Genomic DNA, 24,296 nt, shown 5'->3' on the forward strand with positions numbered 1-24,296 from the left:
CGGCTCGGGAAACTCGTCTGCAAACGCACAAGCGGCCATGTCCGTCATGGTGGCCGCCGTCAGCACCGGCACCGAATGACGCGCTGCGTGATCATCGACCCGGTTGAGGCGTGCCAGTGTGTCGCGGCATAGCTGCTGGCCGATGGTGCGTGGCGTGAGTGCCAGACCCAGCGGCTGCAAGACCAGGCTTCGGTGGTCCACCGGTGTGGCTGACAGCGCCTTGCTGACGTCTTGTGTCGTCAGCTGTGTGATCGCGGAAGCGAGTGGTGACTGGCACGCCGTCAACGCTCTCGAGAGCTCTGACAGTGCACTGTCGAGTTCATGGCTCTGGTGCAACGGCCAGCCGTCCTCTGGCCATACCGGATACGGTTTGGCCGTATCCCCGTGCGGGCAAGGGCTGGCGCGCCGCTGAGCCATGCAACCTCCCTAAGTGGCCGACGATCTGACGTGTCGGCAGTGTGATGGATATCGTGACGGATATATCGGGCAAAGGTATTCGATCAGCTCAGTGCCCCCGGCGGAACGGCCGGATGTAGGTGTACCCGTCGGGCAGTTCTGCCGGACCGGCCAGCCCGAAACGTTTTCGGTCTTCCCGGTACGCCGCACGTTGGTCCTCGCTCGCCGTTCTCCCAGAACTGCGGAGGTCTCGCAAGTGGCCGGCCACAGGGTGGTCGCGGACAAAGCGCTTCTCCAGCAACCGTTGCGTCGGGGAGCGCGTTGGCCGGGGCGGGCCTTCAACCACGAGCGGCTCGTACACCAACACGACGATGGGCTGCTGCCCGGGCACGGCCGGGTACTGCACGCGGCGGCCCTCGTTGAGGCTCCCGATCTCTTCGCGCAGGTCTCCCGCCGCGATGAGCTCGTCGACGGCTGGCCCCAACGCCGCCATCGCTGCGGTCTCGCCAGCCTGGGCGGCAGCTTCGAGGTCGTCGGGGCGGCCGTACACAGCGATTGGCAAGCTGGAGCGGGCGAGCACTGTGCTACCGCCGGGCTCTAGTCGGCCCAGGCATCGGACCGCTCGTAGTACCCGTTGGGCGAGCGTCAGTGTGCCGGCCCCGACTCCGCCGCGGCGCGGCGTGCCTGGTGCTGCCTCTCGGGTGAGGACGGATGCGTCGTAGCGGTGTTCGATGTGCTGGCCATCAATGGTGACGGGGCATTCCAGCAGGGTCGAGGTTGCCCGGATGACGCCCGCGCCGCGCGGCCAGGTGCAGGTGAGCACGATGCTGGGGAAGAACTCCCACGGCCATTCGACGCCGCACAGCTGGACGCGGCCAGCCAGTTCGGATTCAACTGCCTGCGCGGCCTCGGCCGGGTCCAGATCGTATCCGTCGTGCGTGAGCATCAGGCGCAGCCGTACCCCGGACAAGCCTGCGTCGCGCATGTGGGTTCCCAGTATCTGCGGTAGCGGCAGCCGGGACCCCAGGAGGTGGGCGAGGCGCAGAGTATGAGTCCACGAGACCTGGCTGTCGGTAACCGACAGCTGGGTCTCCCCTTCGTCGTCCTCCTCGTCCTCAAGCAGCGGCGGCTCGGGAACTGGTGCAGGCGCTTCCTGGGGAAGGGCTGTGGGTAGCGTCTCGAGCCAGCCGAGCCCCAGGGGCTCTGTCACCTCCACCCGGGTATAGGCGCTGTCCGGGTACTCCGCGCGCCACACACCACCGCCTTGCCATGGATCGTCCAGCCGCAGGTGCACTCCACCGGGCAGCAATCCGGTCTGCTCGTCTGTCTCCCTACGTGCGTAGTCGCTCACGACGGCATTCGCGTGGCACACCGCCAGCGCGTATCCGGTCCCCGTCAGGTGCGCGGCGGCGTCCCGCACCTCGCGTAGTCGCGGGCCGATCGCGGTGAAGGTCACGGTCCGTGCCGATGTCCACCGGCTTGGGCGGGAGGGCACCGCGCTGCGTGCCAGACGAATCGCAACATTCGCCAGGTCGTTGCCGCCGAGCGCTCCCGGGTCACGCAACCGTGACGCCAACGAGGCGCGGGTGAAGGCGTAGTCGCGCCAGAGGCGCAACTCGGGAATCTCCGCAAGTGCCTGCGCGACCGCGCGCAGCAGCCCCAAGAGCGCTTCGGTGAGCTGTTCCTCGCCGGCATCGTCGCTGAGCGCCGTGTTCAAGGGCATCGGCGCAGCCATGCTCAGCAGCTGCTGGCGGCCGCGGGTGAGCAGGTACCGGGCGTAGTACGTCACCTCGTCGAGGTCGGCGTCGCGTTGTGAGTCGTACTGCCCGTTCAGCAGTAGGTGCCCGTCAGCGTCCAGCCATCGGCCCCGGCGCCGCAGCCGGTCCAGCCGGGTCTGCGTGGTCGACAGGCCCTGGCCGAAGGCGTCCACGTCGACCACGAGCCGTTCGCGCAGTACCGGCCGCGCCAACTCGTCGGAACGTCCCGGGCCGGTCATCCCCGCAGGGGCACCTGAGAGCCACGCTGGCAACTGTCCGTCCTCGCCGAGCGAGGGGTGTGCGCCTTCCTTGTAGACGATTTCGGCGAACAGCGGCTCAGTGCCGGTCGCGATGTTGACCATCGCGCCCACCGGCAGAGCCTCGGTTGTCTGGCCGAATGCCACCTCGGGAAAGGCCTCCAGCTCCAGGGGCCCTCCGACGTAGCCGCCGCTGGCCAGATCGAAGCCGAAGTAGACGGCGTTGAAGGCCACGTTGACGTGTACTGGCGTACGCCGGAAGGCGACCAGCGCCGCAAGGTAGCGGGTCAGACGCAGCCGATCCTTGTGATCAGCCGCGTCCAGGCCCAGGACCATCCTCGGTGTGAGCAATGGCTCAGCGACGTACGGCACCCACATCGCCGACCGGCGACTGTCGTGGGACTGCGTGCCCGCAGGCGGGCTTCCTAGGGGCGCGGCGGCATCCACTTCGAGATTGGTCACGGCGTTGCGCACTGTCCTGGCGTTGCGATGCCCGTCCCGTTCGCGCCTGCGGCGCGCGCTGCCCGGACGTCTTCCCTGCGGACGTGGCCAGCCTCCCGCCATCGCGGTCCCTGTGCCACTACCTTGCCCAGCGCTTCCAGGCGGCCCAGTGCGTCGTCGATGTCGCCGAGACGCACCGCCGGGTTCGCGCCGAAGAACCGGCTGTTGACCAGGCCGGTTCGCAGCCGCACCCGTCGGCGGGTCCGTGGCTGGAAGTATGTCTCCTCGCCGCGCAGCGCCCGATACAGGTCACGGGTGTACACACCAGCAAACACTTCCCAGACCAGTCGGTACACCTGCTCGTCCAAGCGCCGCTGCCGGTGCACCGCATCCGTCCGTGCGCCAGCTGGCCTGGGTCGGGGGGTCTCCAGCGCGACGGCGGCCTTCGGTTTCACCTGCCCGGCAGACCAAGTAGGGGCGTCCCAACAGGCGGAGCAACGGTTGGCGGCCGTCGAGCAGCACCCCTGCGGGAGGTCTGCCACCCCGAAGTAGTCGGCGAATTTTTGGTTCGCACACACCGTCGAGTCCGTGAAGAATTCCCGCAGCAACCGGATCTCCTCCGCCGCACGGGCTGCTTTGCCCGACAGCGCCTCCATGAAGCCGCTGGGCAGAGAAGGTGTGCGCACTCGTAGGCCCGTCACCAGGCGGCGGCTGGGTGCCGCCGACACGTCGAGGAGCCCCTGGTCGTGCATGTCTGCGAGGAGCTGCCAGGTGCCCGCCGGATCCTGGGCCAGCGTGCGGAATCCCGGCACCGCGCCTGCTAGGTGCGCATCGAGTCTGGCGACGTCGAGCCGGTTGCGGCGTAGCGTACCCGGCCTCAACGAGCGCACAGGCAGTGAAAGGACGGCTCCCGCCACCACGTCGGGGAATGGCGTGCTGCTGCCATCCGGGCTCGTCGCGTCCGCGCTCCCTACCGGTGCGGTGAGCCCAAGGAGCTCACCTGGTTTGACAGCGCAATAGGGCGGAAAATCGCCGAGGTCTTCGAGCGCGCCGAGTGAGGCCAACGCCGCGAAGGCCCGCACGACGCCAGCGACGTAGGCATCACTGGTGCGGCTCTTGCGGGCGTCGTCCACGCTCAGGCGGCCCGCATCGAGGTCCTGGCCGATGAGCTGGTCGGCAACGTCCACCGGATCCAGCACGCCGTCCGAGGCCAGGACCGCCCGTCCCATCCGGGCCAGCAGCGCTGGCGAGAGGTCACCTGCGGTCATGAAGTTGACGGTCCGCAGCCCGCGGCTGGTCAGCAATGCGAGGCCGACGTTCTCTGGATGCTGGTCCAGCTGTTTGGCGCCCCCTTCGGCTGGCGCGCTGGCCGGGGCATCGGCCTTCTGCGGGGCGCCGGGCGTGTCTCTAAGCACGCCGTGTGTCGGCTCCTGCACGGCGGTCGCAGCCGCGCCGGGGAGGTGCTCCTTCGCGAGGCCCGCTGTGTCCGCTGTGTCCGCTGTGTCCGCTCCGACGATGGCCTTACCCGCCGCGTCGCGGCCGCACCGCCCGATCTGCTGGTAGAGAGATGCAAGATCGGTCGGTGCCGACACGCAGAACACAGTGCGCACGTCCGGCCGGTTGATGCCGAGCCCAAATGCGCTCGTGGCGACAACGACGAGCGGCGCGAATCCCTCCTCGCCCCTGCGCGGCGCCTCACGGAACTCTGTCATCACCGCAGATTTCTCAGCCTCCGTCAGCCGCCCGTGGAACCGTCGTACCCGCACACCCGACTCCCCCAGATAGTCGCGCAGATGCGCGTGCAGAGCCACAACCTCCTTCACCGTCAAGCAGTAGAAGATGGCGTGGTCGACGACGGTGTCCAGGACCTCCTCGGCCAGACCGGCGGTGATCGCTGGTCCTGCGGCGTTAATACTGCGGCGGAAGATGGCGAGCTCTGGTCGGATCGGATTCTCACGCACCGTCAGCAGGGTTCCCGCGGCTGCCTCCACCGCCTCCCCGACCGCCGCACCCCCCGGAGCCTGCGCGGGCAGGCCGAATACCCCCTCACGCAGTCCGGCGTGGACGGTGCGGTTGGCCGTCGCGGTCAGCGCCGTTACCGGCAGGCTGAAGTCCCGGCGAAGCTCAGCCAGGAACTGCTCGACGCGGGACATCGAAGGACGGAAATCGTCCCACTGCACGAACGTATGGGCCTCGTCCAACGCGATGCGCGTCACCGTCCCGTCCGCAACCGCTTGGCGTACCACCTCCCGGAAGCGGCGCTGGCACAAGCGCTCCGGTGAGACGTAGACCAGGCGAATGCGGTGATCATGTCGGCCCAGGAGCTGGTCGGCGACCTCCGTCTTGCCGGCCCTTGAACTCGACTCGCGAAGCGGTGCCACCAGGGCCCGTACCGCACCACCGATGCTGCGGTTCAGTTCCAGGGCCTGATCGTGCATGAGCGCAACCAGCGGTGAGACGACCAGTGTCACGCCCGGCAGCACCAGAGCCGGGAGCTGGAAGCAGAAGCTCTTGCCGAATCCGGTAGGAAGCAGCCCGAGTACATTGCGACCCTGGGCGACCGCGGTGATGACCTCCCGTTGGGAGTCCTTCAGTCGTGTCGGCTCATCGGACAGGTTCAGCAGGCCACCGATCACGGCCGCCCGCTGGAGCACCTCTGCTTCCAACGTGCCGGCAACCCGATGCTCAGCGACCTGCTCCGGGGACATCTCCAAGGAGCGGATCCGCCGAGTCTGTGGCAGCAGTGTGTGCTCCTCCAGCGCTTCGGGCGTCGAGAGCTCAGCGGCGCGCTCAGCCGTCAGTAGCCCGTGACGCGCCAGGAAGCGCCAGATGCGTTCCCACCCGTCGGCCATTGGCACGACGTTCCCGCCGGCGCGTTCCCCCGTCACCGGGTCAGCGACCAGCAGCCCATCTTCCAAAGATCCCAGGAACGTCGTGCGATAGGCGCGCCGCAGCGCAGTGGCTCCGGCCAGCTTTCGGTCGCTGATGACCACGACACCGCGGTGGCGCTCGGAGCGGATCAGCCGTCCCACGGCCTGGCGCAGCTGCAGAGCAGCCAGCGGCAGGTAGTACGCCTGGGTCGCGACAGCCTCGGGGTCTTCAGCGTGCACAGTCTCGGCACGGGCGGTGACTGCGGCTCGCCGGGCCTCAATGATGGGGGCAGCGAACGGCGCGAACGGCAGCTTGTTGATCCACACCAGGCTCAGCCGGTCGGCGTCGGCAACATCGACGCCTTGCCACAGGCCTTTCGTTCCGACCAGGATCCCGCCGCCATACTCGCGGTCAGTGAACTGCCGTACACCGCGCGGATTGCCCAACACCAGAGCCGAGAGCACAGGCGTCTGATCGCCGCGGTGCCGAAACTCGGTGGCCAGGTGGTCGGCGATGCCACCGGCGGTCGATCGCGCGGTGGTCAGGACGAGCGCGCCGCCGTCATAGCCGCCTCGGGTTCCAGGGGCAGGTTCCTCGAACACGGGGACGGGTCGAATGACCTCACGGGCGTATCCGGCGAGCTGGTGCGCAACGGTGCGCATCGCGCCCTCGGACTGTTCGGCCCACGAAGGGAAGTCGGACAGGCACACCAGTTCGGCCTGGCTGGCAAGGTCGAACGGTGTCGGCAGGTCCAGCGTCGCGATGCCGCCAGGCAGGCCCAGCCGGCTGCGAATGAAGTCCCATCGGCCGGCCACCCGCAGCGTCGCGCTCACGTAGTAGGTGCGCGCGAACGCAGCAAGGAACCGTTGCCAAGTGGCGTCTGCGCCGAGCTCAACCGGGCTGGTCGCGATCCGGAACCGGTAGGACCGCAGGCTCGCGCGCAGCGGTTCGAGCTCTTCGGCGTATACGACTTGGTTCGAGGTGCCTGGCGCGAGTTCCCCTAAGGTCAGCGTGCTGTCGTCAGTGTCGTACAGTTGGTCCTGCGATGGTGTCTCATAGCTACCGGGCTCGTCCGGGGTGTCATCCTGCTCGTTGGGTTCGTCCGCCAGACTGTCGTCGACGTGGTCCCCTGCGAAGAGGTCGCCCGGTGCCGCACCCGCGTCCGCTACCTCGTCCATGCCAGTAGGGCCTTGAGATCCCGGCAGCCCGGCCGCGGCGACAGCGGCTTGCGAGCCGAGGATAGCGTCGATGTCAGCGACCACAGTGCGGGAGCACTCCTTGATGTCCGCGCAACGCGCGAGCAGTGCCCGCACGCGCTCGGCGTCGAAGAAGTCCATCCCCGTGCCTTGGTGCGCGGCCAGGTACGCAGCCAGAGAGCCGACCAAGGCCTCGCACTGCCCGGCTAGACGCAGCAGCAGCCCGGACAAGGTCCGGACCTGACTGATACCGGAACTCCCCGCGTAAGCACTGGCCAGTGTCACCGTACGGGATCCGATCGCGGTGCCGACCGCAGTGCCGCGGGCGTCGAATGCCTGGCTGGCGACCCTGGGCAACTGCTCATGGTCGAGCAGGATCCCCAGGTTGTCGGCTGCCTCGCGCACTGCATCCCGCTCGGTGCCAGCCCGCGCTGTCTCGAGCCAGGCCGACAACTCGGCAAGTAGATCCTCGATGGTGCGGTAGTCAACTGCAGTCGTCAACGCGGAGGTCGCCGCGTCCTCCAGTTGATGTGCCTCGTCCACGATCAGCAGTGTGTCCCCGCCAAGCGTGCCGAGATCGTCCAGGTGTGCAAGCAGGAGCGCGTGGTTGGTCAGCAGCAGACTGTGCGAGTCGAGGGCCTCGCGGACCACATCGGTGTGAGCCGCGACCGGGGTCGGCGCGTCCGCCGGATACTCCCCGTTCACGGCCTGCGACAGCGACTCGAGCCATACCGGCAACCGAGCCCCGGCGTATCCGGAGAAGAACGCCGGCACGTCCACCGGGTCCACAGAGTGGGCAGCCCACGAATCGCGAACGCCTGTCGCTGCGAACATCCGCAGCATCAAAAACACCGTCAGTTCCCGGAACACCGTGCTGGCCAGGAACCGGTTGCGGTTCCCAGGGCGGGTCCGCGCCAAGGGAGCTGTCGTCGCATCCGCAAGCACGACCGTGAGCGCGCGCAGTGACAGCCGGTTGGCCTGACCCTTCACAACGTCGCTGGCCTCCACCAGGCCGGGTACGACCTGGTCGAGCTTGACCACGTCCGTGGCGAGCTGTGCCTGAAGTTGTTTGGTGAACGTAGCAATGATCGCGGTGCGCTGAGGTCCTGCCGCCAGCCAGTCGAGCGCGGCAGCGAGCACCGCGAAGCTCTTTCCGGTCCCGGTTGGGGCCTCGACCAGCGCAGGCAGCCCTGCATCGACCCAGCTGTGCAGCGCCGTGGTCATCTGTTCCTGTGCGGGGCGGCGAGTCGCGGCGGTGCCGTGCGCCACTGCGGCGAGGAGTACCGGGTCCACGCGACCGTCGGCGCCGCGCAGTCCTGCTCCCACCCGAAGCGCGCGCCGACCGGCGGGCGGTCCCACGGGCGGGCGGCGCGGGGTGTGGACGGACAGTTGTGCGCCCAGAACCGAGGCAACCTCAGCATGGCCGTGCTCGCGGACCTGACCGACCTCTGAGAACGCGCCCTGCTGGACGGTCGCCAGGTGGCGCAGCAGCGTCCAGCCGGCAGAGTCTGCGCACGCCGATACGACCAAGTCCCGCAGCCCGGTCGGCCAGCGCACGAACTCGAGTGCGGCATGCGCCAGCACCCGGGCCAGGAGTTCCGCGTCGTCGACCGCGTCGTGCCACCCCAGCCCCGCGCGGTCGACGCCCAGAGCATCCGCGAGTTCTGCAAGCCGGTGGCTAGAAGCAGTGGGCCATATGGCGAGCGTGAGGTAGTACGCGTCGACAAAGGCGGCATCCAGCATCGGCAGCTCTTCCCGCTCGTAGGCCGCCGCCAGCAAGGGGAAGTCAGCTTCCGTGCCGTTGTAAGTCACGATTGCATCGGTGCCGTCGCAAAACGCCTGCAAGGCAAGCAGCGCCTGTACTGGGGCGATAGCCTCGGCCTCGTGGCGCGAACGGACCTTCTCTGAATGGATCTCCCACTCGCTGTTCGGTAGGGCGACGAAGCAATCGAAGCTGGGCGACTGCCCGATCCACGCAGCGTCGGTGCCAATGCGCACCGCTCCGATCTGAAAGATCCGCTTGTCGGTGTAAGGCTCCGTGGCGGTGGTGCGCACCACGGACTCCAGATCCACCGCCACGGCGCGCATGGGCCGGTCCAGGTTCACCAGCGAAAGGCGATCTGTCGCCTCCTCTGACTCAACCGATGGAAGCTGTAACCGTCCCTGCGACTCCACAAGTGCCCCAGCAGCAACAGCCCGCTCCACCAGCTCGGCGATTCGCCGTACAGGCAACCCAACAAAACGCACTTGCGCGGCTGCAGACAGCTCCTCCCGCGTGAGCCCCTGCTCGTGCTCGGCCAACAGGGCCACCAGATGGCGAGCAGCCGCAGGCAACGAACCACTGGGACCAGCCGCCACGGACGCTCCTACCTTGGGAAGATCCCACTGTATCCAGCAGCAGGCACAGAACGCAGTACAGCGTCAGAACCAACACGACGCCATCTGAGCGCCCCGGGTTTTGTATCAGGCATCGGAGCTTGGGACCCGGATGCGTGCCTGCCCCCTGGGACGACAGGAGAATCCGACGGTGTCCCAGGGCGTCAGCGGCCCATGCTGATTCCCCGGAGCCGGGGCAGATCCGAACCAGTCGGCGTTCACTCTCCGTGCATGGTGTGGCTCTCGGCAGGCCACCAGTTTACGCGGCATCAGCAGCCCTCGTCAGAGGTTCGATAGGCCTGGCGCGTCTTCTGACGCGACATATGCGCAACAGCTGTACTCACAGGCCCCGTAGAACATCGGAGCGGAGCTGGACGACCGGACGACCGCAAGCCGCTGACCTGTAACAACAGCCAGGATCAGGCCGAAGCAGTCGGAAGTTGCCTCGCCATGCCCTCGTAGATGGCGGACATCTACGCGGGACGGGCTCCTCTCCAGACCGGAGAGGAGCCCGCAGTATCGCTCAACATGCTTATCAGACTTGGTTTTTGACCCTACGGCAGGTTGCGGGCCATGACGATGCGCTGGACCTGGTTGGTGCCCTCGTAGATCTGGGTGGTTTTGGAGGTGGGGTTCGGTGACCTGGGCTTTTGGCCCAGGTCACCGCCCTGACCAGCAAGAATGTTTCTCGATGATACTTATCATTTTCCGTCCTTTCTCACCCTCTCATGCAACACTGATGCAACGTCAGAAGGGTGCGCAGCCACTCGCATCGCGATCAACTGTTCGGCAGGACGCGGGCGCACATGTCACAGAGAGCGATAAGCCCAGGTGGCGGGCCCCCAGGTGACCGCCCACAGACTTGTGGCTTCCATTGAGGCGGGCGCCGCCCGGATCAGAAATTCTTCGGGCAGCAGCCCGTCGCCTTGGCAACCCGTGCGACCAACAGACCCGGACCGCAAGCGCAGGGGAAGCCAGGGACAACTCATTGCCCCCGCTGCTCTCGCAGTTTTGCAGGCCTGACCACGAGAGCCCCTCTCCGAAGTCATGCCGCCAGCGGTCCACGTTGGTGCGTGAGCAAGAGGGCTCAAGTGCGTCACCGTCAGTTACTGACATCGGACCTGACGGGAAGGAGGGTGTGGCTGGGGTCACTCGCCCCATGGCCCCTGTGAGCTGCTGCTCCTTGGATAATGAACACACCTGCCAAGGCGCCGCTCTCCGGCGAAGGTACGGCGCTGGAGGAACGCTCTCCACTCACAGTGGGCTGAGCCCGAGTTCGGCTGGCGAGTAAGGACAGGAAGGGTGCACCAGTGGCGGGGTCGGGCGGATCGCTGTCCCGTTGCGATCTGCGTGGCCGAGAGGGGGAGCTCGAAGAGCTTCAGGCACTGATCGACTCGGCAGGGTGGAGTCGTTCCGAGGATCTGTCCGGGTTGATGCTGGTTCAGATGGCTGGCATGGCTGGTGTGTTCGCGGGACGGAACGAACGGAAGCAGGCACGGCTTCCGGGTGATCATGAGGTGTCGAGTCCCTGATCACCGCAACGGAAGACCGTGCCTGCCAGATCATCATCGCTCATCCCGACTGGCCTGAGCCAGCTCACCACCGCGTCACCGCCCGCTCCCGGCGAGCATCCGGGCCTGCTCCAGCGTCTGGCGGCCGTACCCGATCCGCGCCGGGCTGCTGGCCGTCGCCATCCCCTGGCCTTCGTCCTGGCATTGGCCGCATGTGCCGTTCTCGCCGGCGCGAAGTCCCTGACAGCGATCACGGAGTGGGTCTCCGACGCACCGCCGGCCGTGCTCACCTCACTTGGCGGGCCCCTGCGCGAGCCGACCGGGCCGGTCGCCCCGGCCGGGGCCACAGTGCGCCGCCTCCTGCGGCGCGTCGACGGCGACGCCCTCGACGCTGCGATCGGGACCTGGCTCGCCGACCGAAAGCCGGAACCGACACACGCTGCGGACGGGCAACCTCTGCGTGCGCTGGCTGTCGACGGCAAGACCGTCCGAGGCGCCCGCCGACCAGACGGCACCCAGGTCCACCTCCTCGCGGCCATGACCGCGGGCGGCCAGGTCGTCGCCCAGCGCGAAGTCGGCCGGAAGACCAACGAAATCACCGTCTTCAAGCCCCTGCTCGCGCCGCTCGACCTCGCAGGCACGGTGGTCACCTTCGACGCGCTGCACTCGCAGACCGAGCATGCCCGGTTCCTGGTCGAGGACAAGCACGCCCACTACATCGCCGTGATCAAGGGGAACCACCCCACCCTCCAGCAGGAGCTGAAGCGGCTGCCGTGGCGGGAGGTGCCATTGCAGGGGAGGACCCGTGCCACCGCGCACGGCCGCGATGAGATCCGCCGCATCAAGACCTGCTCCGTCGCACGCGGCCTCGACTTCCCCCACGCCGCCCAGGCCGTCCAGGTCGTGCGTCGCCGCCGGACCGTCACCACCGGCAAGGTCATCCTCGAACGAGTCTACGGTGTGACCAGCCTCCGACCGCACCAGGCAGCCCCGGCAGATCTCGCCTCATGGGTCCGCGGCCACTGGGGCATCGAGAACAAGATCCACCATGTGCGCGACACCACCTTCGCCGAGGACGCCTCCCGCGTGCGCACCGGCACTGCACCCCGGGCGATGGCCAGCCTGCGCAACCTCGCCATCGGCGCACTCCGACGCGTGGGTCACGACAACATCGCCGCCGCGATCCGCCACCACGCCCGCTCGCCACCTTCGGCATCACATGATCAAACCGGACAGATCCTCGGAACGACTCCGCCCTGGTTAGGGACTACGGGGCATCAAACCTTTTCCGCAACCGTGTGGGTTTTAAGAAAATCTGCTGCTGCTTTATGGCCTGACTTTGCAGCGTCCTCCACCAACAACATCGCCTCTTTAGGCCGCCCACTGGCCTGGTAGGCGTACGCCAGCATCATGACGACATCTTCGCCAGCCTTCTGCGCACGCCCGAGAAAGTCGATTGCGGATTTTAACTGCCCCCGCCCCAAGTAGTACTGCCCCAAATGATAGAGCGCGTGGTTATCTCCAGCTTCCATGGCGTGCTTATAAAGCTTAATGGCCTGCCGGGTCCGATTGGTGCGCTCGCACAGGTAACCGAGGCAAACCTCTGCTTTCACGCTTCCGTCGGCAATTGCTCGTTTATACCAGAATGCCGCCCGCAAGGGCTCTCCCAGGTTTTCTTGAAGCAGTCCCATCTCACATGCCACCTGGGCGGACGTCACTTCCTCTGAGCCCCGCACAGCGAGAGCCTTTCCTATCCAAGGAATTGCTTTTCGCGGCTCTCCTTGGGTCCTATATAGCCTTGCAAGCCCAAGGTAAGCCATGGAGGAATTACGCTCTGCTGCAGCGCTTAGCAGTGGCAGTGCTTCCTTTATCCGATTCTGTTCAACAAGAAGATCTCCGAGTAGAACTTCAGCGTCACTGTGGGGATGCTGCTCAAGGTGCGTGACTAGCAGCTGTTCCGCTTCACTATGCCGCCCATCCCTCATCAGCATAACGGCAAGATTCTTGGTCGGAGCCACGCTCATGGAATCGCTTCCGCCGATAGCTCGACGGAATACGCCCTCAGCTTCGCTGCGGCGGTTCGCCTTAGCCAGTGCTACCCCGAGATTGTTAATGCCTCTCAAGAAGCCAGCTGCTACGGCGATCTCGTAGGACTCGATGGCAGCTTCAACGCCCCCATTCTGCTCATGCCATATTCCAAGATAGAAGTATGCCTCCTTGCTTCCCGATAGCGCAGCATCATCAAGCCATCGCCACGCCTCATCCCACCGCTCTTGAGCGATCAGCAACGCGCCCATTAGCTTCTTAGCCTCGGCCCCATGCTTCTCGACCGCTCGAGCATAGAGTTCCTCGGCGGCTTCCCAGTTTTTGCGGCGAATATATAGATCACCCAAGTTATCAATGGCATAAAAGTCATCGTCCGCAGCTGCAGACTTAAGAAGCTCCAAAGCCTCAGTGCTATTTTCATCACTACGCAGCAGGGTGGCTGCCAAATTGTTTCGCGCGTCCCTGTTTCCCTGCGAAATCGCCGTCCTATACCAACGCTCCGCCTCTTCCAGATTGCCTTGCTGAACTGCGAGCAAGCCCAAGTGGAAAGAGCCGTGATCAACTCCCGCTGCCGCAATCACGTGATAGATTTTCTTGGCGACAAGGGGTTCCTTCATCTCTTCTGCCCTGTGCCCCACTGTGTGCACAACCTCAGGCGAAAAGCGATTAAGGGCAATCTCCCAAAGAGAACCTGGCGGTTTCGGCGCGGCGGTGTCCCTCATCATGACATCCACCAGGTAGTCGAAGGCTTCGAAGGAGTCGCCGTCCTCTGATGGCGTCAGCAAGCTGCTAGTGGCATGGAGTGGTTGCAGCGCCCAGTGGAGGGCTTCCTCAATCGGCTCAGGGCGCAAGCGCGCACCGCCCCGGGCCTGAAGGTAATCTGAGTGTGCCTCTTCGAGAATGGCACGTGATATAGGACTTGTTACACCAATGCGCTTGAAATCGACCGCCGCTGCTACGAGCGCAGCGCCGCGAGGATTCACCCCCGGGGCCCAAGCACTCTTCCAGTCAATATAGAGCTGCGGCCCGGCCGTTAGATACTCAGCAACCCCAACCTCGTCCGAATGGTGCAGTGCATCGTGGATTCGTGGGTCACTTATCCGAGATGCTCGCGAGATCTCTTCGCTGCTCCACCGTCGCTCAACGTGAATTGTGTGCGCGCGAGAGATAACGGCGCGAGCATTTCGCAGCAACTGGGCATTCGGGGCATTCGGGCCTGTTGCATACCGAGGAGATATCAGATTCAGTTGCTCGGCGCGAATCGTTCCCAAGATTACTGATTTCTGTCGAAGAGCTTCATCGAGCATCTTGCTGGGAAGAATTGGAGGAGTTAGAAATCGTTCCAGGTCATCCAACCAGATGACTTTTCGTTGATCCGCGAGAGCAAGTACACCCTCAGAGAATTCTTCTCCATTTTCCGGGGAGTGAATTAGAAAATCGGCATACTGCGCTTGAAGGATTTCGTAAGCGCAGCGACTCTTTCCGGCCGTAGAGTCCCCGATCAGTAGGACGAACCGGCCGGGGCGCAGCAGCGTTTCAAGGTCCTCATCGATATCCCGCCTGACATAGGCGGGCACCCTATTTCCCCCTGCAAGGGCGGCCGGGTGCACCCCAAATTCGATAGCGTCGTGACAGTCTCGCACCAAAGGGAGATCTGTGAGCGCTTCACGCCTGGCAGTCGCTTCAAGGCTCGCGACCGACCCGGGCTCGCGAGGGGAGTAGTAGATTTGCAACCCGTACTTCTGGTTAAACGACGTCCCATGATCATGGACGCTCGACCACTGCCGGGTCGAATCGGATGAACCGTCGTTCGGATCGTACTGCGAGGTCATTTGGCCTCATATGTCTGCGTTCCAAACCCCTGCTGGAACACGACAGAATTTCCTTTGGCCGTAGCGGACTGTTTTACTGTCCGCTGCTCTGCCCGCCGCGCTTGCCCCTCAATGCCGTCCACGATTTTCGTCACTTCCTGCATTGCAGCAGGGTTCGCCATCAACGCAAGCCTCAGGCGCTCTATGAGTTCAGCGCGGGTACGTTCCGCCACGTCGCTCGACTCCGAGGCCACAATTAGAGTCCGACAATACTCCAAATAGGTGGCAGTACTGTCTTCCTCCGCGGAGTTACGCGACAAGCTCTTGGCGAAACGCGCTTTCACTGCGCTCCATCCATCTGTCAGCATGGTGGTGAGCAGAGCCTGCGCTGCGGGCGTTGCAACCTGAAGCACTTCCAGCTCATTCATGTCCCCCCCAGGGCAGTTGACGTTCTATCAGCCTACTACGCGGCAGCACACGGATAGGGCCTTCTAGCCTCGCGCTTTCACGAGTGGGCCTGTCCGAGTCTTGATCAAATAAATGGAGAGTGCTGCTGACCTGCAACGATGGGACTTGTCGAGGGTCCTGTCAGCTGCAAGGAAAGAAGCACGGAGCCTTTTCCAACCTGGCTGTAGGCGACGCGGGTTGGACGTGCGCGGCTGTACGAAGCAGTGAAGCTCCTGGTAGACGGGTTTCACGACCAAGATCACCCGTTGTCCACCAGGAGCTTCGTCGTGCCTGTCTACCGGTCCGCGATCGACCTGTCCAGTTCGGCCCTGCGGCTGCTGTCCCGCCACCTGGCCCAGCGACGGCACCAGTTGAAGACGCGCTGGCGACGGCTGTCGCCGGGCCGGCAGGCCCTGCTCGCCCTCGCTCATCTGCGCTGCGGCGACACCTACCAGCGCCTGGCCGCCGCTTTCGGAGTCGGCGTCGCCACCGCCTACCGCTACGTCCGTGAGGCCGTCGACGTCCTCGCCGCCCTGGCCCCAACCCTGGAACAGGCCGTCGAGCCAGCCACCTCCAAGGCGTTCGTCATCCTGGACGGCACCCTGCTGCCCATCGACTGCGTCGCCGCCGACCGCCCCTACTATTCAGGCAAGCACAAGAGGCACGGCATGAACGTGCAGGTCCTCACCGACCCGTTCGGCCGGCCGCTGTGGGCTTCGCCAGCCCTTCCCGGTGCGGTCTACGACATCAAGGCCGCCCGCACCCACGGCATCATCGACGCCCTCACCGCTGCCGGCATCCGCTGCTGGGCCGACAAGGGCTACCAGGGAGCCCGCGGCACCATCCGCGTCCCGTACCGGGGCCGATGGACCAAGCTCTCCGCAGGCCAGAAGGCCGCGAACCTCTCGCATGCGAAGATCCGCGCGGTGGGCGAGCAGGCTATGGCCACCCTCAAGGGCTGGCGGCTCCTGCGCAAGCTCCGCTGCAGCCCGAGCCGCATCACCGACGTCGTCAAAGCCGTTCTCACCCTCCACCTCAACGCGTCAGCATGAGGTTGAAAAAGGCTCACTCTCCAGGTGAGCAAGCGTAGCGGGTTGTATCCGCGTGTCCGCGTCCGGGGCGACGGTGAGGAGACGGTCTCGCAGGCCGGCGGGGTGCTGTTGGTGGAGACCGCCAGCCGGACCGGGCTGGACGGCGCGTTGTCGACCGCCCTGGAACCGTGGCATATGCCGCGGGCGGTGCACGATCCCGGCAAGGTCCTGCTAGACCTTGCCCTGGCCGTCGCGCTCGGCGGCGACTGCCTGTCCGACATCGGCATGCTGCGGGCCGAGCCCGACGTGTTCGGCCCGGTGGCGTCCGACCCGACGGTGTCCCGGCTGGTCGACGCCCTCGCCGCAGCCGGTCCCCGCGCGCTCGGGGCCATCCGCCGGGCACGGTCCGAAGTCCGAGCACGGGTGTGGAAATTGGCCGGTCAGGCCGCCCCGGACTCCGGTGGCGAGGTGATCGTGGACATCGACGGCGTGCTGGTTCTGGCCCACTCCGAGAAAGAGGACGCCGCCGCGACATGGAAGAAGACCTTCGGTCACCACCCGCTGGTCGCGTTCGTCGACCACGGCCCAGGCGGCTCGGGTGAGCCGGTCGCGGGCCTGCTGCGGCCCGGGAACGCGGGCAGCAACACCGCTGCCGACCACATCACCGTCACCCGCCAAGCGCTGGCCCAACTCCCCAAGCAGTTCCGGCGCGGACGGCGGACGCTGATCCGCACCGACTCCGCTGGGGGCACCCACAAGTTCCTGAACTGGCTCACCCGGCGCGGGCGGTGGCTGTCCTACTCGGTCGGGATGGCCATCACTGACGCCGTCCATCAGGCCGTTCTCCTGGTTCCGGACTCGGCCTGGACGCCGGCCGTCGAACCGGACGGACGGCCAGGTGCGCGACGGCGCGTGGGTCGCCGAACTGGCAGGCGATGTCCTCAAGGGCTGGCCGCCGCGCATGCGGCTGGTCGTCCGCAAGGAACGGCCCCACCCCGGCGCAGTTGCGCTTCACCGACGCTGACGGGATGCGGCTGACCTGCTTCGCGACGAGCACGACCGGGACCGCGATCGCGACCCTGGAGCTGCGGCACCGCCAGCGGGCGCGGGCAGAGGACCGGATCCGTGCGGCCCGCGACACCGGCCTGCGGAACCTGCCCCTGCACGACACCGCCCAGAACCAGGTCTGGCTGGAGATCGTCCAGCTCGCCCTGGACCTGCTCGCCTGGATGCCGATGCTCGCGCTCACCGGCGAAGCCCGCAGGTGGGAACCCAAGCGATTGCGGCTGCGACTGTTTTCCCCCGCGGCCCGGCTCGTCGCCTCCGGCCGCCGACTCTGGCTCCGACTGTCCCGCCACCGGCCCTGGGCTCCGGTCATCACCGCCGCATTCGAACGCCTCCAGAACCTGCCGAACCTCGGCTGACCAGCAACGACACCAAGTCCCGACGAGCCAAAACGGCCTGCCAGGAGAACCGGCAGACCGTCACGAAAGATCGAGGCTAGAGGCAATACCAGTGACTTAAGGATCCCGACTGGTAAGGTGCCTGTCCAGGAGGTGCTGGGATGCCACGGCCTGGGCAGGTCAAGCCGGAGACGGATGAGCGGTTGTCGGATCGGATCGCGATCGGGCTGCTGACGCGTACGTTCCCGCCGGATGTGGTGGACCGGATCGTGGAGTCGTGCGGGAAGTCCGGGAAGCGCAACCGGCTGCTGCCGCCACGAGTGGTGGTCTACTTCGTCCTGGCGATGTGCCTGTTCTCCGGACAGGGCTATGAAGAGGTCGCGAGGCTGCTGACCGAGGGCCTCGCGTGGGCCAGGCGCTGGTCGGGGTCGTGGCAGGTACCGACGACCGCGGCGATCTCCCGGGCGCGGGTCAAGCTCGGGCCGGAGCCGCTGAAGGCGCTGTTCGAGCAGACTGCCAAGCCCATGGCAAACGAGTCTACCGCTGGTGCATGGTACGGACGTTGGCGTCTCATGGCGGTCGACGGGACCACGTTCGATGTGCCGGACAGCGAGGAGAACGACGCGCGGTTTGGCCGTCCGAAGACCCACCGGGGCGAGCGGACCGCCTTCCCCCAGGTGCGGGTGGTGGCACTCGCCGAGTGCGGCACCCACGCCATCACCCGCGCGGCCCTGGGGCCGTTCATCACGGCGGAGTCCGTGCTCGCGCGGGAGCTGTTCGACGCTGTCGGCCCGGGTGACCTGCTGATGGCCGACCGGGGCTTCGCCGGCCTGGACCAGTGGCGGGCCGCCTCGGCCGGCGGCGCCGACCTGCTGTGGCGCATCAAAGCCACCGCCGTCCTGCCCGTGCGCGAGGAACTCCCCGACGGGTCGTACCTGTCGGACATCGTGGCCGCTCGCGACCACCGCAAGCGCACCGATCCCACCGTGGTGCGGGTCATCGAGTACACCCTGGATGACCCCGGCCGCCCGCAGTATCCGGCACCGTACCGGCTGATCACCACGATCCTCGACCACGAGGAGGCACCCGCATCGGAACTGGCGGCCCTGTATCAAGAGCGCTGGGAGATCGAGACAACGCTGGACGAGCTGAAGACCCACCAGCGCGGCCCCGCCACCGTCCTGCGGTCCCGCTCGCCCGACGGCGTCGAGCAGGAGGTCTGGGCCCACCTCCTGGTCCACCACGCGATTCGCCAGCTCATGCATACCGCCGCGCAGGACCTCGGCTCCGACCCGGACCGGCTGTCCTTCACCCGCTCCCTCCGCCTCGTGCGCCGACAGGTGACCGCGCAGGCGGCCTTTTCCCCCTGATCGCCTGGCCACAGCCATTGCCGAAGGTCTCCGCGAGATAGCCCGCCACCTGCTGCCCCGGCGGCGCCGACGCTCCAACGCCCGGGTCGTCAAACGCAAGATGTCCAACTTCGCCGTCAAGCGAGCCGAGCACCGGCTCTGGCCACAACCAACCCGACAACCCGCCGAAGCCGTGGCCATCGCCCCGCACTACAAAACCGCCCCGATCAACCCACCGACCAAGGTGCCACGCACATGGGACTCTTAAGTCACTGGTATTGAGGCTAGAGGCAATACCAGTGACTTAAGGATCCCGACTGGTAAGGTGCCTGTCCAGGAGGTGCTGGGATGCCACGGCCTGGGCAGGTCAAGCCGGAGACGGATGAGCGGTTGTCGGATCGGATCGCGATCGGGCTGCTGACGCGTACGTTCCCGCCGGATGTGGTGGACCGGATCGTGGAGTCGTGCGGGAAGTCCGGGAAGCGCAACCGGCTGCTGCCGCCACGAGTGGTGGTCTACTTCGTCCTGGCGATGTGCCTGTTCTCCGGACAGGGCTATGAAGAGGTCGCGAGGCTGCTGACCGAGGGCCTCGCGTGGGCCAGGCGCTGGTCGGGGTCGTGGCAGGTACCGACGACCGCGGCGATCTCCCGGGCGCGGGTCAAGCTCGGGCCGGAGCCGCTGAAGGCGCTGTTCGAGCAGACTGCCAAGCCCATGGCAAACGAGTCTACCGCTGGTGCATGGTACGGACGTTGGCGTCTCATGGCGGTCGACGGGACCACGTTCGATGTGCCGGACAGCGAGGAGAACGACGCGCGGTTTGGCCGTCCGAAGACCCACCGGGGCGAGCGGACCGCCTTCCCCCAGGTGCGGGTGGTGGCACTCGCCGAGTGCGGCACCCACGCCATCACCCGCGCGGCCCTGGGGCCGTTCATCACGGCGGAGTCCGTGCTCGCGCGGGAGCTGTTCGACGCTGTCGGCCCGGGTGACCTGCTGATGGCCGACCGGGGCTTCGCCGGCCTGGACCAGTGGCGGGCCGCCTCGGCCGGCGGCGCCGACCTGCTGTGGCGCATCAAAGCCACCGCCGTCCTGCCCGTGCGCGAGGAACTCCCCGACGGGTCGTACCTGTCGGACATCGTGGCCGCTCGCGACCACCGCAAGCGCACCGATCCCACCGTGGTGCGGGTCATCGAGTACACCCTGGATGACCCCGGCCGCCCGCAGTATCCGGCACCGTACCGGCTGATCACCACGATCCTCGACCACGAGGAGGCACCCGCATCGGAACTGGCGGCCCTGTATCAAGAGCGCTGGGAGATCGAGACAACGCTGGACGAGCTGAAGACCCACCAGCGCGGCCCCGCCACCGTCCTGCGGTCCCGCTCGCCCGACGGCGTCGAGCAGGAGGTCTGGGCCCACCTCCTGGTCCACCACGCGATTCGCCAGCTCATGCATACCGCCGCGCAGGACCTCGGCTCCGACCCGGACCGGCTGTCCTTCACCCGCTCCCTCCGCCTCGTGCGCCGACAGGTGACCGCGCAGGCGGCCTTTTCCCCCTGATCGCCTGGCCACAGCCATTGCCGAAGGTCTCCGCGAGATAGCCCGCCACCTGCTGCCCCGGCGGCGCCGACGCTCCAACGCCCGGGTCGTCAAACGCAAGATGTCCAACTTCGCCGTCAAGCGAGCCGAGCACCGGCTCTGGCCACAACCAACCCGACAACCCGCCGAAGCCGTGGCCATCGCCCCGCACTACAAAACCGCCCCGATCAACCCACCGACCAAGGTGCCACGCACATGGGACTCTTAAGTCACTGGTATTGAGGCTAGAGGTCGCTAGCCGAACCACCGTTCGCCAGCTCAAGAGTGCACTCCACGGCGTCGATCCTGATCACGCGGCCCCGATCGACGCGGGCACCATCGCAAAGCGACCGGAGTCCACCCCCACAGGGACTCAGCAGCGAGTGTGGGTACCACAGAAGCCTCAATGCCTTTGGGCAGGCGCCGGAAAGGCCGAGGCACGAGAGCTGGGTCAATCCGCTGAAAGCTTGCCCCGCTTTCGGGACGCCGGGGATGGCGAGGGCCGCCTCAGGTGTTCGGGGTGTGTTGGTCACGCAGGTCGGCTCAGAAACCGGCGCGAGTGGGCGCAGATCTGGGAGACGACGGCTCGGTTGGTAAGTGCCAGTCGCCGGTGCGGGCGGCCGGAGCCTTCGGGCCGGGGTCCACACGTCATCGCCGCCGGAGAGCTTTCACGCGTGATTGCCGCAGCTCGGGCAGCGGCTATCTGGGCGGTAGACCGCCCAGGTCTTCGGGGTCTCGGACACGTGGACTGCCTTCAATTCAGGAAGGCGTTCAGCCCAGAGCTTGAAGATCCACAATGCCAAGTTCTCAGCTGACGGGGAACACACCCCCCCCCATCGCTTCATTCAGGTGCCGGTGGTCGAGGGTGTCGTCCATCCATTTCTTGAACGCATCGAGGTCTCGATAATCGCGGACAAATCCGACGTCGTCGAGTGCCTCCTCGGGCGCGGCCAGTTCGAGCTTGAGGATGTAGTTGTGTCCGTGCATGCGCGCGCAGGGATGCCAGGTCGGCAGGCGGTCCAGGACATGGCTCGCCGAGAAGGCGAACTCCTTAGTGATGGTCAGCATGACGGCTGGATACCAATGCCCTTCAGGATGGCGTCGTTAAGTGACGTGTGGAGGAAAGTCTCGCGTGCCTGGTCGCCGTCGACGCCGTCGGCCTTGCGAAGGACCTCGGTGCGCGCCCGGTCGATCAGCCCCTGTGCCCGCTCAAGGTTCCCCGCGGCACCGTGGGCGACGGCGGCGTAGTAGAAAACCTCCTCCGTACGCAGGGCAGGCATGTCCCCGACACTGTCCAGCAGATCCAGCGCACCGTCCGCATGCGCGACGGCCTCCCCCAGCTGCCCCCGCTCCCGATGGACTCGGCTAAGCAGAATCCGGGCGGCGATCTCACTGCGGACCATCCCGGTCTGCCGCGTCTCCACGCAAGTGTCCTGAGCGAGCTTCTCCGACTGCGCCAACAGTTCATCCGCTTCACGGGGCACCGCCTGAGGCGCCTGGTCGAGCAACGTCTGCGCGTACAGATTCCGGACGATGGGGACGAGGTTGAGCAGCCAGGTCTCCTCGGTCTCCCGCCAGGCGGCCTCGATCAGCTCCAGGCCCTCTGCGCGCTCTTCCAGTTCCGCGGAAAGCAGTTGCGCGAGCAGAGCGGTGTTGTAAGCGTGCCATCCGCTGGGACCGCCGCGGCGTTCCTCGATCTCGCGGGCCTCTGCGAGCGCCAGGCGTGCCTTCTCGGGGGCTCCCATCGTCGTGTGGACCTGAGCGAGGTAGTTGAGCGCTATGGGCAGCTCGGTGCTGGGGGCCGTCTCGCGAAGTCGGCTCGCGCAGGCCTCCAAGCGCCCCAGTGCCTCTGAGAGGTGGCCGGTGTCGTACAGGCTGATCGCCAGCTGCATCTGGGCGAGATTCCGAGCGTGCTGGAGGACCGGGTCGTTCCCGGAGCCCAGAGCGGGATCGGTGGCATACATGTGCTCGACCTCGCGCAGCAGGGCGAGTCCGGCGCCCAGATCCCTTTTCGACAGCTGCCGCCCGTACTCGACCTTGGCGACATAAACCGCCACGGACTCGCCAGCGGCCTCGGCCCGCTCGACGGCCTCACGGAGCTTGTTCAGGGACGGCACCAGCCCCCGTGTGGCCATCAGCGTCTTACCACGGAGCAGGGCAGTACGGGCAAGCAAGGCGGGATCCCCACACCGCTGCGCGGCCTGTTCCGCCTCGGCGGCCAGGGCGTCGATGTCCGGTCCGCCGGCGGGCTGGTGGTTGCCGCGCCAGCGGACTTCGGTCAGGGACAGCAGCAGCTCGATCGCGGCGATGAGCTTCCGGTCGCGGCTGAAGTCGCCCTCTGGCAAGGCTCGCGCCAGCTCGATGGCTCGGCTGCAGTGCTCCTCGGCCTCGACGAAGGAGAGTCCTTCCAGCGCAGCGGTCCGGGCCAGGCCGGTGTACGCGTCCGTTGCCGCAGCGCGATCCTCGGGGCCGCCGCGTGCGAGGTGGTATGCGACTTCCAGGTGCCGGGCGCTTGGCTCCTGTCCAGGCAGGGCGACCTCAAGCGCATGGGCAACCCGGGAGTGCCTGGTCCGCTTCTGCTGCCCCGTCTGCAGGTCGTAGAGGGCCTGGCAGACCAGGCGGTGCTCGAAGCGGTAGCAGTCGGCCTGCTCTCCCTCCGCCCACGCGGGCGGCGTCTCCTCCGGCCGGATCAGGCCGAGCTCCGTCCCGATCCAGCGCAGCCGTTCCAGGACCGGCTCGTGTGGCTGATCGCAGGCCTCGGCGACCACCCGGGAGACGAACACCGGGCCCTGAACGGCCGCGGCCAGCAGCAGCTCCCGGTCCGGCCCTGCCAGCGCGGACAGGCGCTTCTCGACGGTCTTCCTCAGGCTCTCCGATGGCTTCCAGGTATCGCCGTTGTCCGAGTGCCAATCGTCCAGACACAAGGACAAGAACATGGGATGCCCGAGTGTCAGTTCCTGGAGGCGCGAGGGGAGGTCGGCGGGTGCGTCCGGGTGTCGCCACCGCACCAGCTCCGCGACCGCGTCTGCTGGCAATCCCGACAGGGAACGGCGCACAGCTACACGGTCCTTGACCCACTCGTCGAGAAGCTCGGCCACGGGGTCCACTGCGGCACCCGCCGGGGCGTAGGTGACGACGACCGACATCTGGCTGTCCTCCAAGCTACGTACCAGGCGATCGAGGACCATCAGGCTGCTGGGGTCGACGTTCTGCAGGTCGTCGACGACGAGCACCACGGGCTCAGCGGCTCGCCCGAGGTCCAAGATCGCCTCCGCGACTCGCAGCGCCGCACCAAGCTGGATCGGCATCACGCTGTCCAACGGCACCGAGCCCGTCGTCACCGCGGCCTGCACGATCTCCCGGCCCGCGGTCCAGACCGCTCCCAGCCCGGGCACGACCGCCGACAGGACCTGCGGCGCCGACGCGACCGCGCTGGGGCCGGCCTGGCGCAAGGCTCGCCGCCACCAAGGCAAGGGTTGGGGTTGGCCGCTGCCGACCAGTTGGTGCAATAGATCGGCGACCGGATAGAAGCTGAGGCTCTGACCGATCTGCGCATAGCAGCGGGTCTGTGCCACCCGACACGCCACCGGAGCCACCGCCCGCTGCGTCGTCCGACGCGCGAACTCCGAGATCAGAGCGCTCTTACCGATGCCCGTCTCACCCTCAATGATCACGCAGCGGGCAGCCCCATCAGTACCACCCAGGAGGCGCTCAAGATGCGCCATCTCATCGACCCGGTCAACGAACCCTGTCTGCATGCGTTCCCCGTTAGCTCGCAGCTACTACTGGACATGACAGCCACACACACGGCCACGATAGCCAAGAGAAG

Annotated in this window: 11 protein-coding genes and 1 pseudogene; 6 read left to right on the forward strand and 6 right to left on the reverse strand. The window is 66.6% G+C overall.

Annotated elements, in window-relative coordinates:
* Positions 1 to 505: 505 nt before the first annotated feature.
* Both ABH928_RS09710 and ABH928_RS09715 read right to left on the reverse strand, forming a co-directional pair.
* On the reverse strand, positions 506 to 2,872 hold the full coding sequence (locus tag ABH928_RS09710; protein ID WP_370064259.1) for a hypothetical protein: 2,367 nt from the start codon (positions 2,870 to 2,872) through the stop codon (positions 506 to 508).
* Positions 2,869 to 9,219: a DEAD/DEAH box helicase gene (locus tag ABH928_RS09715; RefSeq protein ID WP_370064261.1), complete on the reverse strand. Its 6,351-nt coding sequence runs from the start codon at positions 9,217 to 9,219 to the stop codon at positions 2,869 to 2,871. Before ABH928_RS09715 ends, ABH928_RS09710 begins: the two co-directional genes overlap by 4 nt.
* 1,625 nt (positions 9,220 to 10,844) lie before the next feature.
* On the opposite strand from ABH928_RS09715, the gene ABH928_RS09720 reads away from it, so the two are divergent.
* The gene (locus ABH928_RS09720; RefSeq protein WP_370064263.1) at positions 10,845 to 12,200 is read left to right on the forward strand and encodes an ISAs1 family transposase; all 1,356 of its coding nucleotides are present in this window, start codon (positions 10,845 to 10,847) and stop codon (positions 12,198 to 12,200) included.
* Here ABH928_RS09720 and ABH928_RS09725 read toward each other — a convergent pair.
* Both ABH928_RS09725 and ABH928_RS09730 read right to left on the reverse strand, forming a co-directional pair.
* The gene (locus ABH928_RS09725) at positions 12,083 to 14,683 is read right to left on the reverse strand and encodes a tetratricopeptide repeat protein (protein ID WP_370064265.1); all 2,601 of its coding nucleotides are present in this window, start codon (positions 14,681 to 14,683) and stop codon (positions 12,083 to 12,085) included. The genes ABH928_RS09720 and ABH928_RS09725 overlap by 118 nt on opposite strands.
* Entirely contained in the window at positions 14,680 to 15,090 is a 411-nt protein-coding gene (locus ABH928_RS09730) for a hypothetical protein (protein ID WP_370064267.1), read from the reverse strand. The genes ABH928_RS09725 and ABH928_RS09730 overlap by 4 nt, the downstream gene beginning before the upstream one ends.
* A 306-nt stretch (positions 15,091 to 15,396) precedes the next feature.
* Here ABH928_RS09730 and ABH928_RS09735 point away from each other — a divergent pair, with 306 nt between their 5' ends.
* The 5 genes from ABH928_RS09735 (at position 15,397) to ABH928_RS09755 (ending at position 20,449) form a co-directional block, all read left to right on the forward strand.
* Positions 15,397 to 16,161, forward strand: a complete 765-nt coding sequence (locus ABH928_RS09735; RefSeq protein WP_370064269.1) for a transposase family protein — start codon at positions 15,397 to 15,399, stop codon at positions 16,159 to 16,161.
* 24 nt (positions 16,162 to 16,185) lie between these two features.
* Positions 16,186 to 17,178: an IS1380 family transposase gene (locus ABH928_RS09740; RefSeq protein WP_370064271.1), complete on the forward strand. Its 993-nt coding sequence runs from the start codon at positions 16,186 to 16,188 to the stop codon at positions 17,176 to 17,178.
* Positions 17,076 to 17,564, forward strand: a complete 489-nt coding sequence (locus ABH928_RS09745; protein WP_370064273.1) for a transposase — start codon at positions 17,076 to 17,078, stop codon at positions 17,562 to 17,564. Before ABH928_RS09740 ends, ABH928_RS09745 begins: the two co-directional genes overlap by 103 nt.
* A gap of 140 nt (positions 17,565 to 17,704) precedes the next feature.
* Entirely contained in the window at positions 17,705 to 18,913 is a 1,209-nt protein-coding gene (locus tag ABH928_RS09750; protein ID WP_370064275.1) for an IS4 family transposase, read from the forward strand.
* Between the two features lie 327 nt (positions 18,914 to 19,240).
* A complete protein-coding gene (locus tag ABH928_RS09755; RefSeq protein ID WP_370064275.1) occupies positions 19,241 to 20,449 on the forward strand; it encodes an IS4 family transposase in 1,209 nt (402 codons plus the stop codon).
* A gap of 686 nt (positions 20,450 to 21,135) precedes the next feature.
* Here ABH928_RS09755 and ABH928_RS09760 read toward each other — a convergent pair.
* Both ABH928_RS09760 and ABH928_RS09765 read right to left on the reverse strand, forming a co-directional pair.
* Positions 21,136 to 21,535: pseudogene (locus ABH928_RS09760) on the reverse strand (6-pyruvoyl tetrahydropterin synthase family protein).
* A complete protein-coding gene (locus tag ABH928_RS09765) occupies positions 21,529 to 24,225 on the reverse strand; it encodes an AAA family ATPase (RefSeq protein WP_370064277.1) in 2,697 nt (898 codons plus the stop codon). The pseudogene ABH928_RS09760 and the gene ABH928_RS09765 overlap by 7 nt, the downstream one beginning before the upstream one ends.
* Positions 24,226 to 24,296 lie beyond the last annotated feature (71 nt).

The sequence above is a fragment of the Streptacidiphilus sp. MAP5-3 genome, assembly GCF_041262505.1.
Classification (GTDB): Bacteria; Actinomycetota; Actinomycetes; order Streptomycetales; family Streptomycetaceae; genus Streptacidiphilus.

Bases quoted from the DNA above. Each gene is read 5' to 3' on its own strand.
- ABH928_RS09725 (WP_370064265.1), bottom strand. From the start codon at position 14,683: ATGACCTCGCAGTACGATCCGAACGACGGTTCATCCGATTCGACCCGG.
- ABH928_RS09730 (WP_370064267.1), bottom strand. From the start codon at position 15,090: ATGAATGAGCTGGAAGTGCTTCAGGTTGCAACGCCCGCAGCGCAGGCT.
- ABH928_RS09745 (WP_370064273.1), top strand. From the start codon at position 17,076: ATGTCCTCAAGGGCTGGCCGCCGCGCATGCGGCTGGTCGTCCGCAAGG.
- ABH928_RS09750 (WP_370064275.1), top strand. From the start codon at position 17,705: ATGCCACGGCCTGGGCAGGTCAAGCCGGAGACGGATGAGCGGTTGTCG.
- ABH928_RS09755 (WP_370064275.1), top strand. From the start codon at position 19,241: ATGCCACGGCCTGGGCAGGTCAAGCCGGAGACGGATGAGCGGTTGTCG.
- ABH928_RS09765 (WP_370064277.1), bottom strand. From the start codon at position 24,225: ATGCAGACAGGGTTCGTTGACCGGGTCGATGAGATGGCGCATCTTGAG.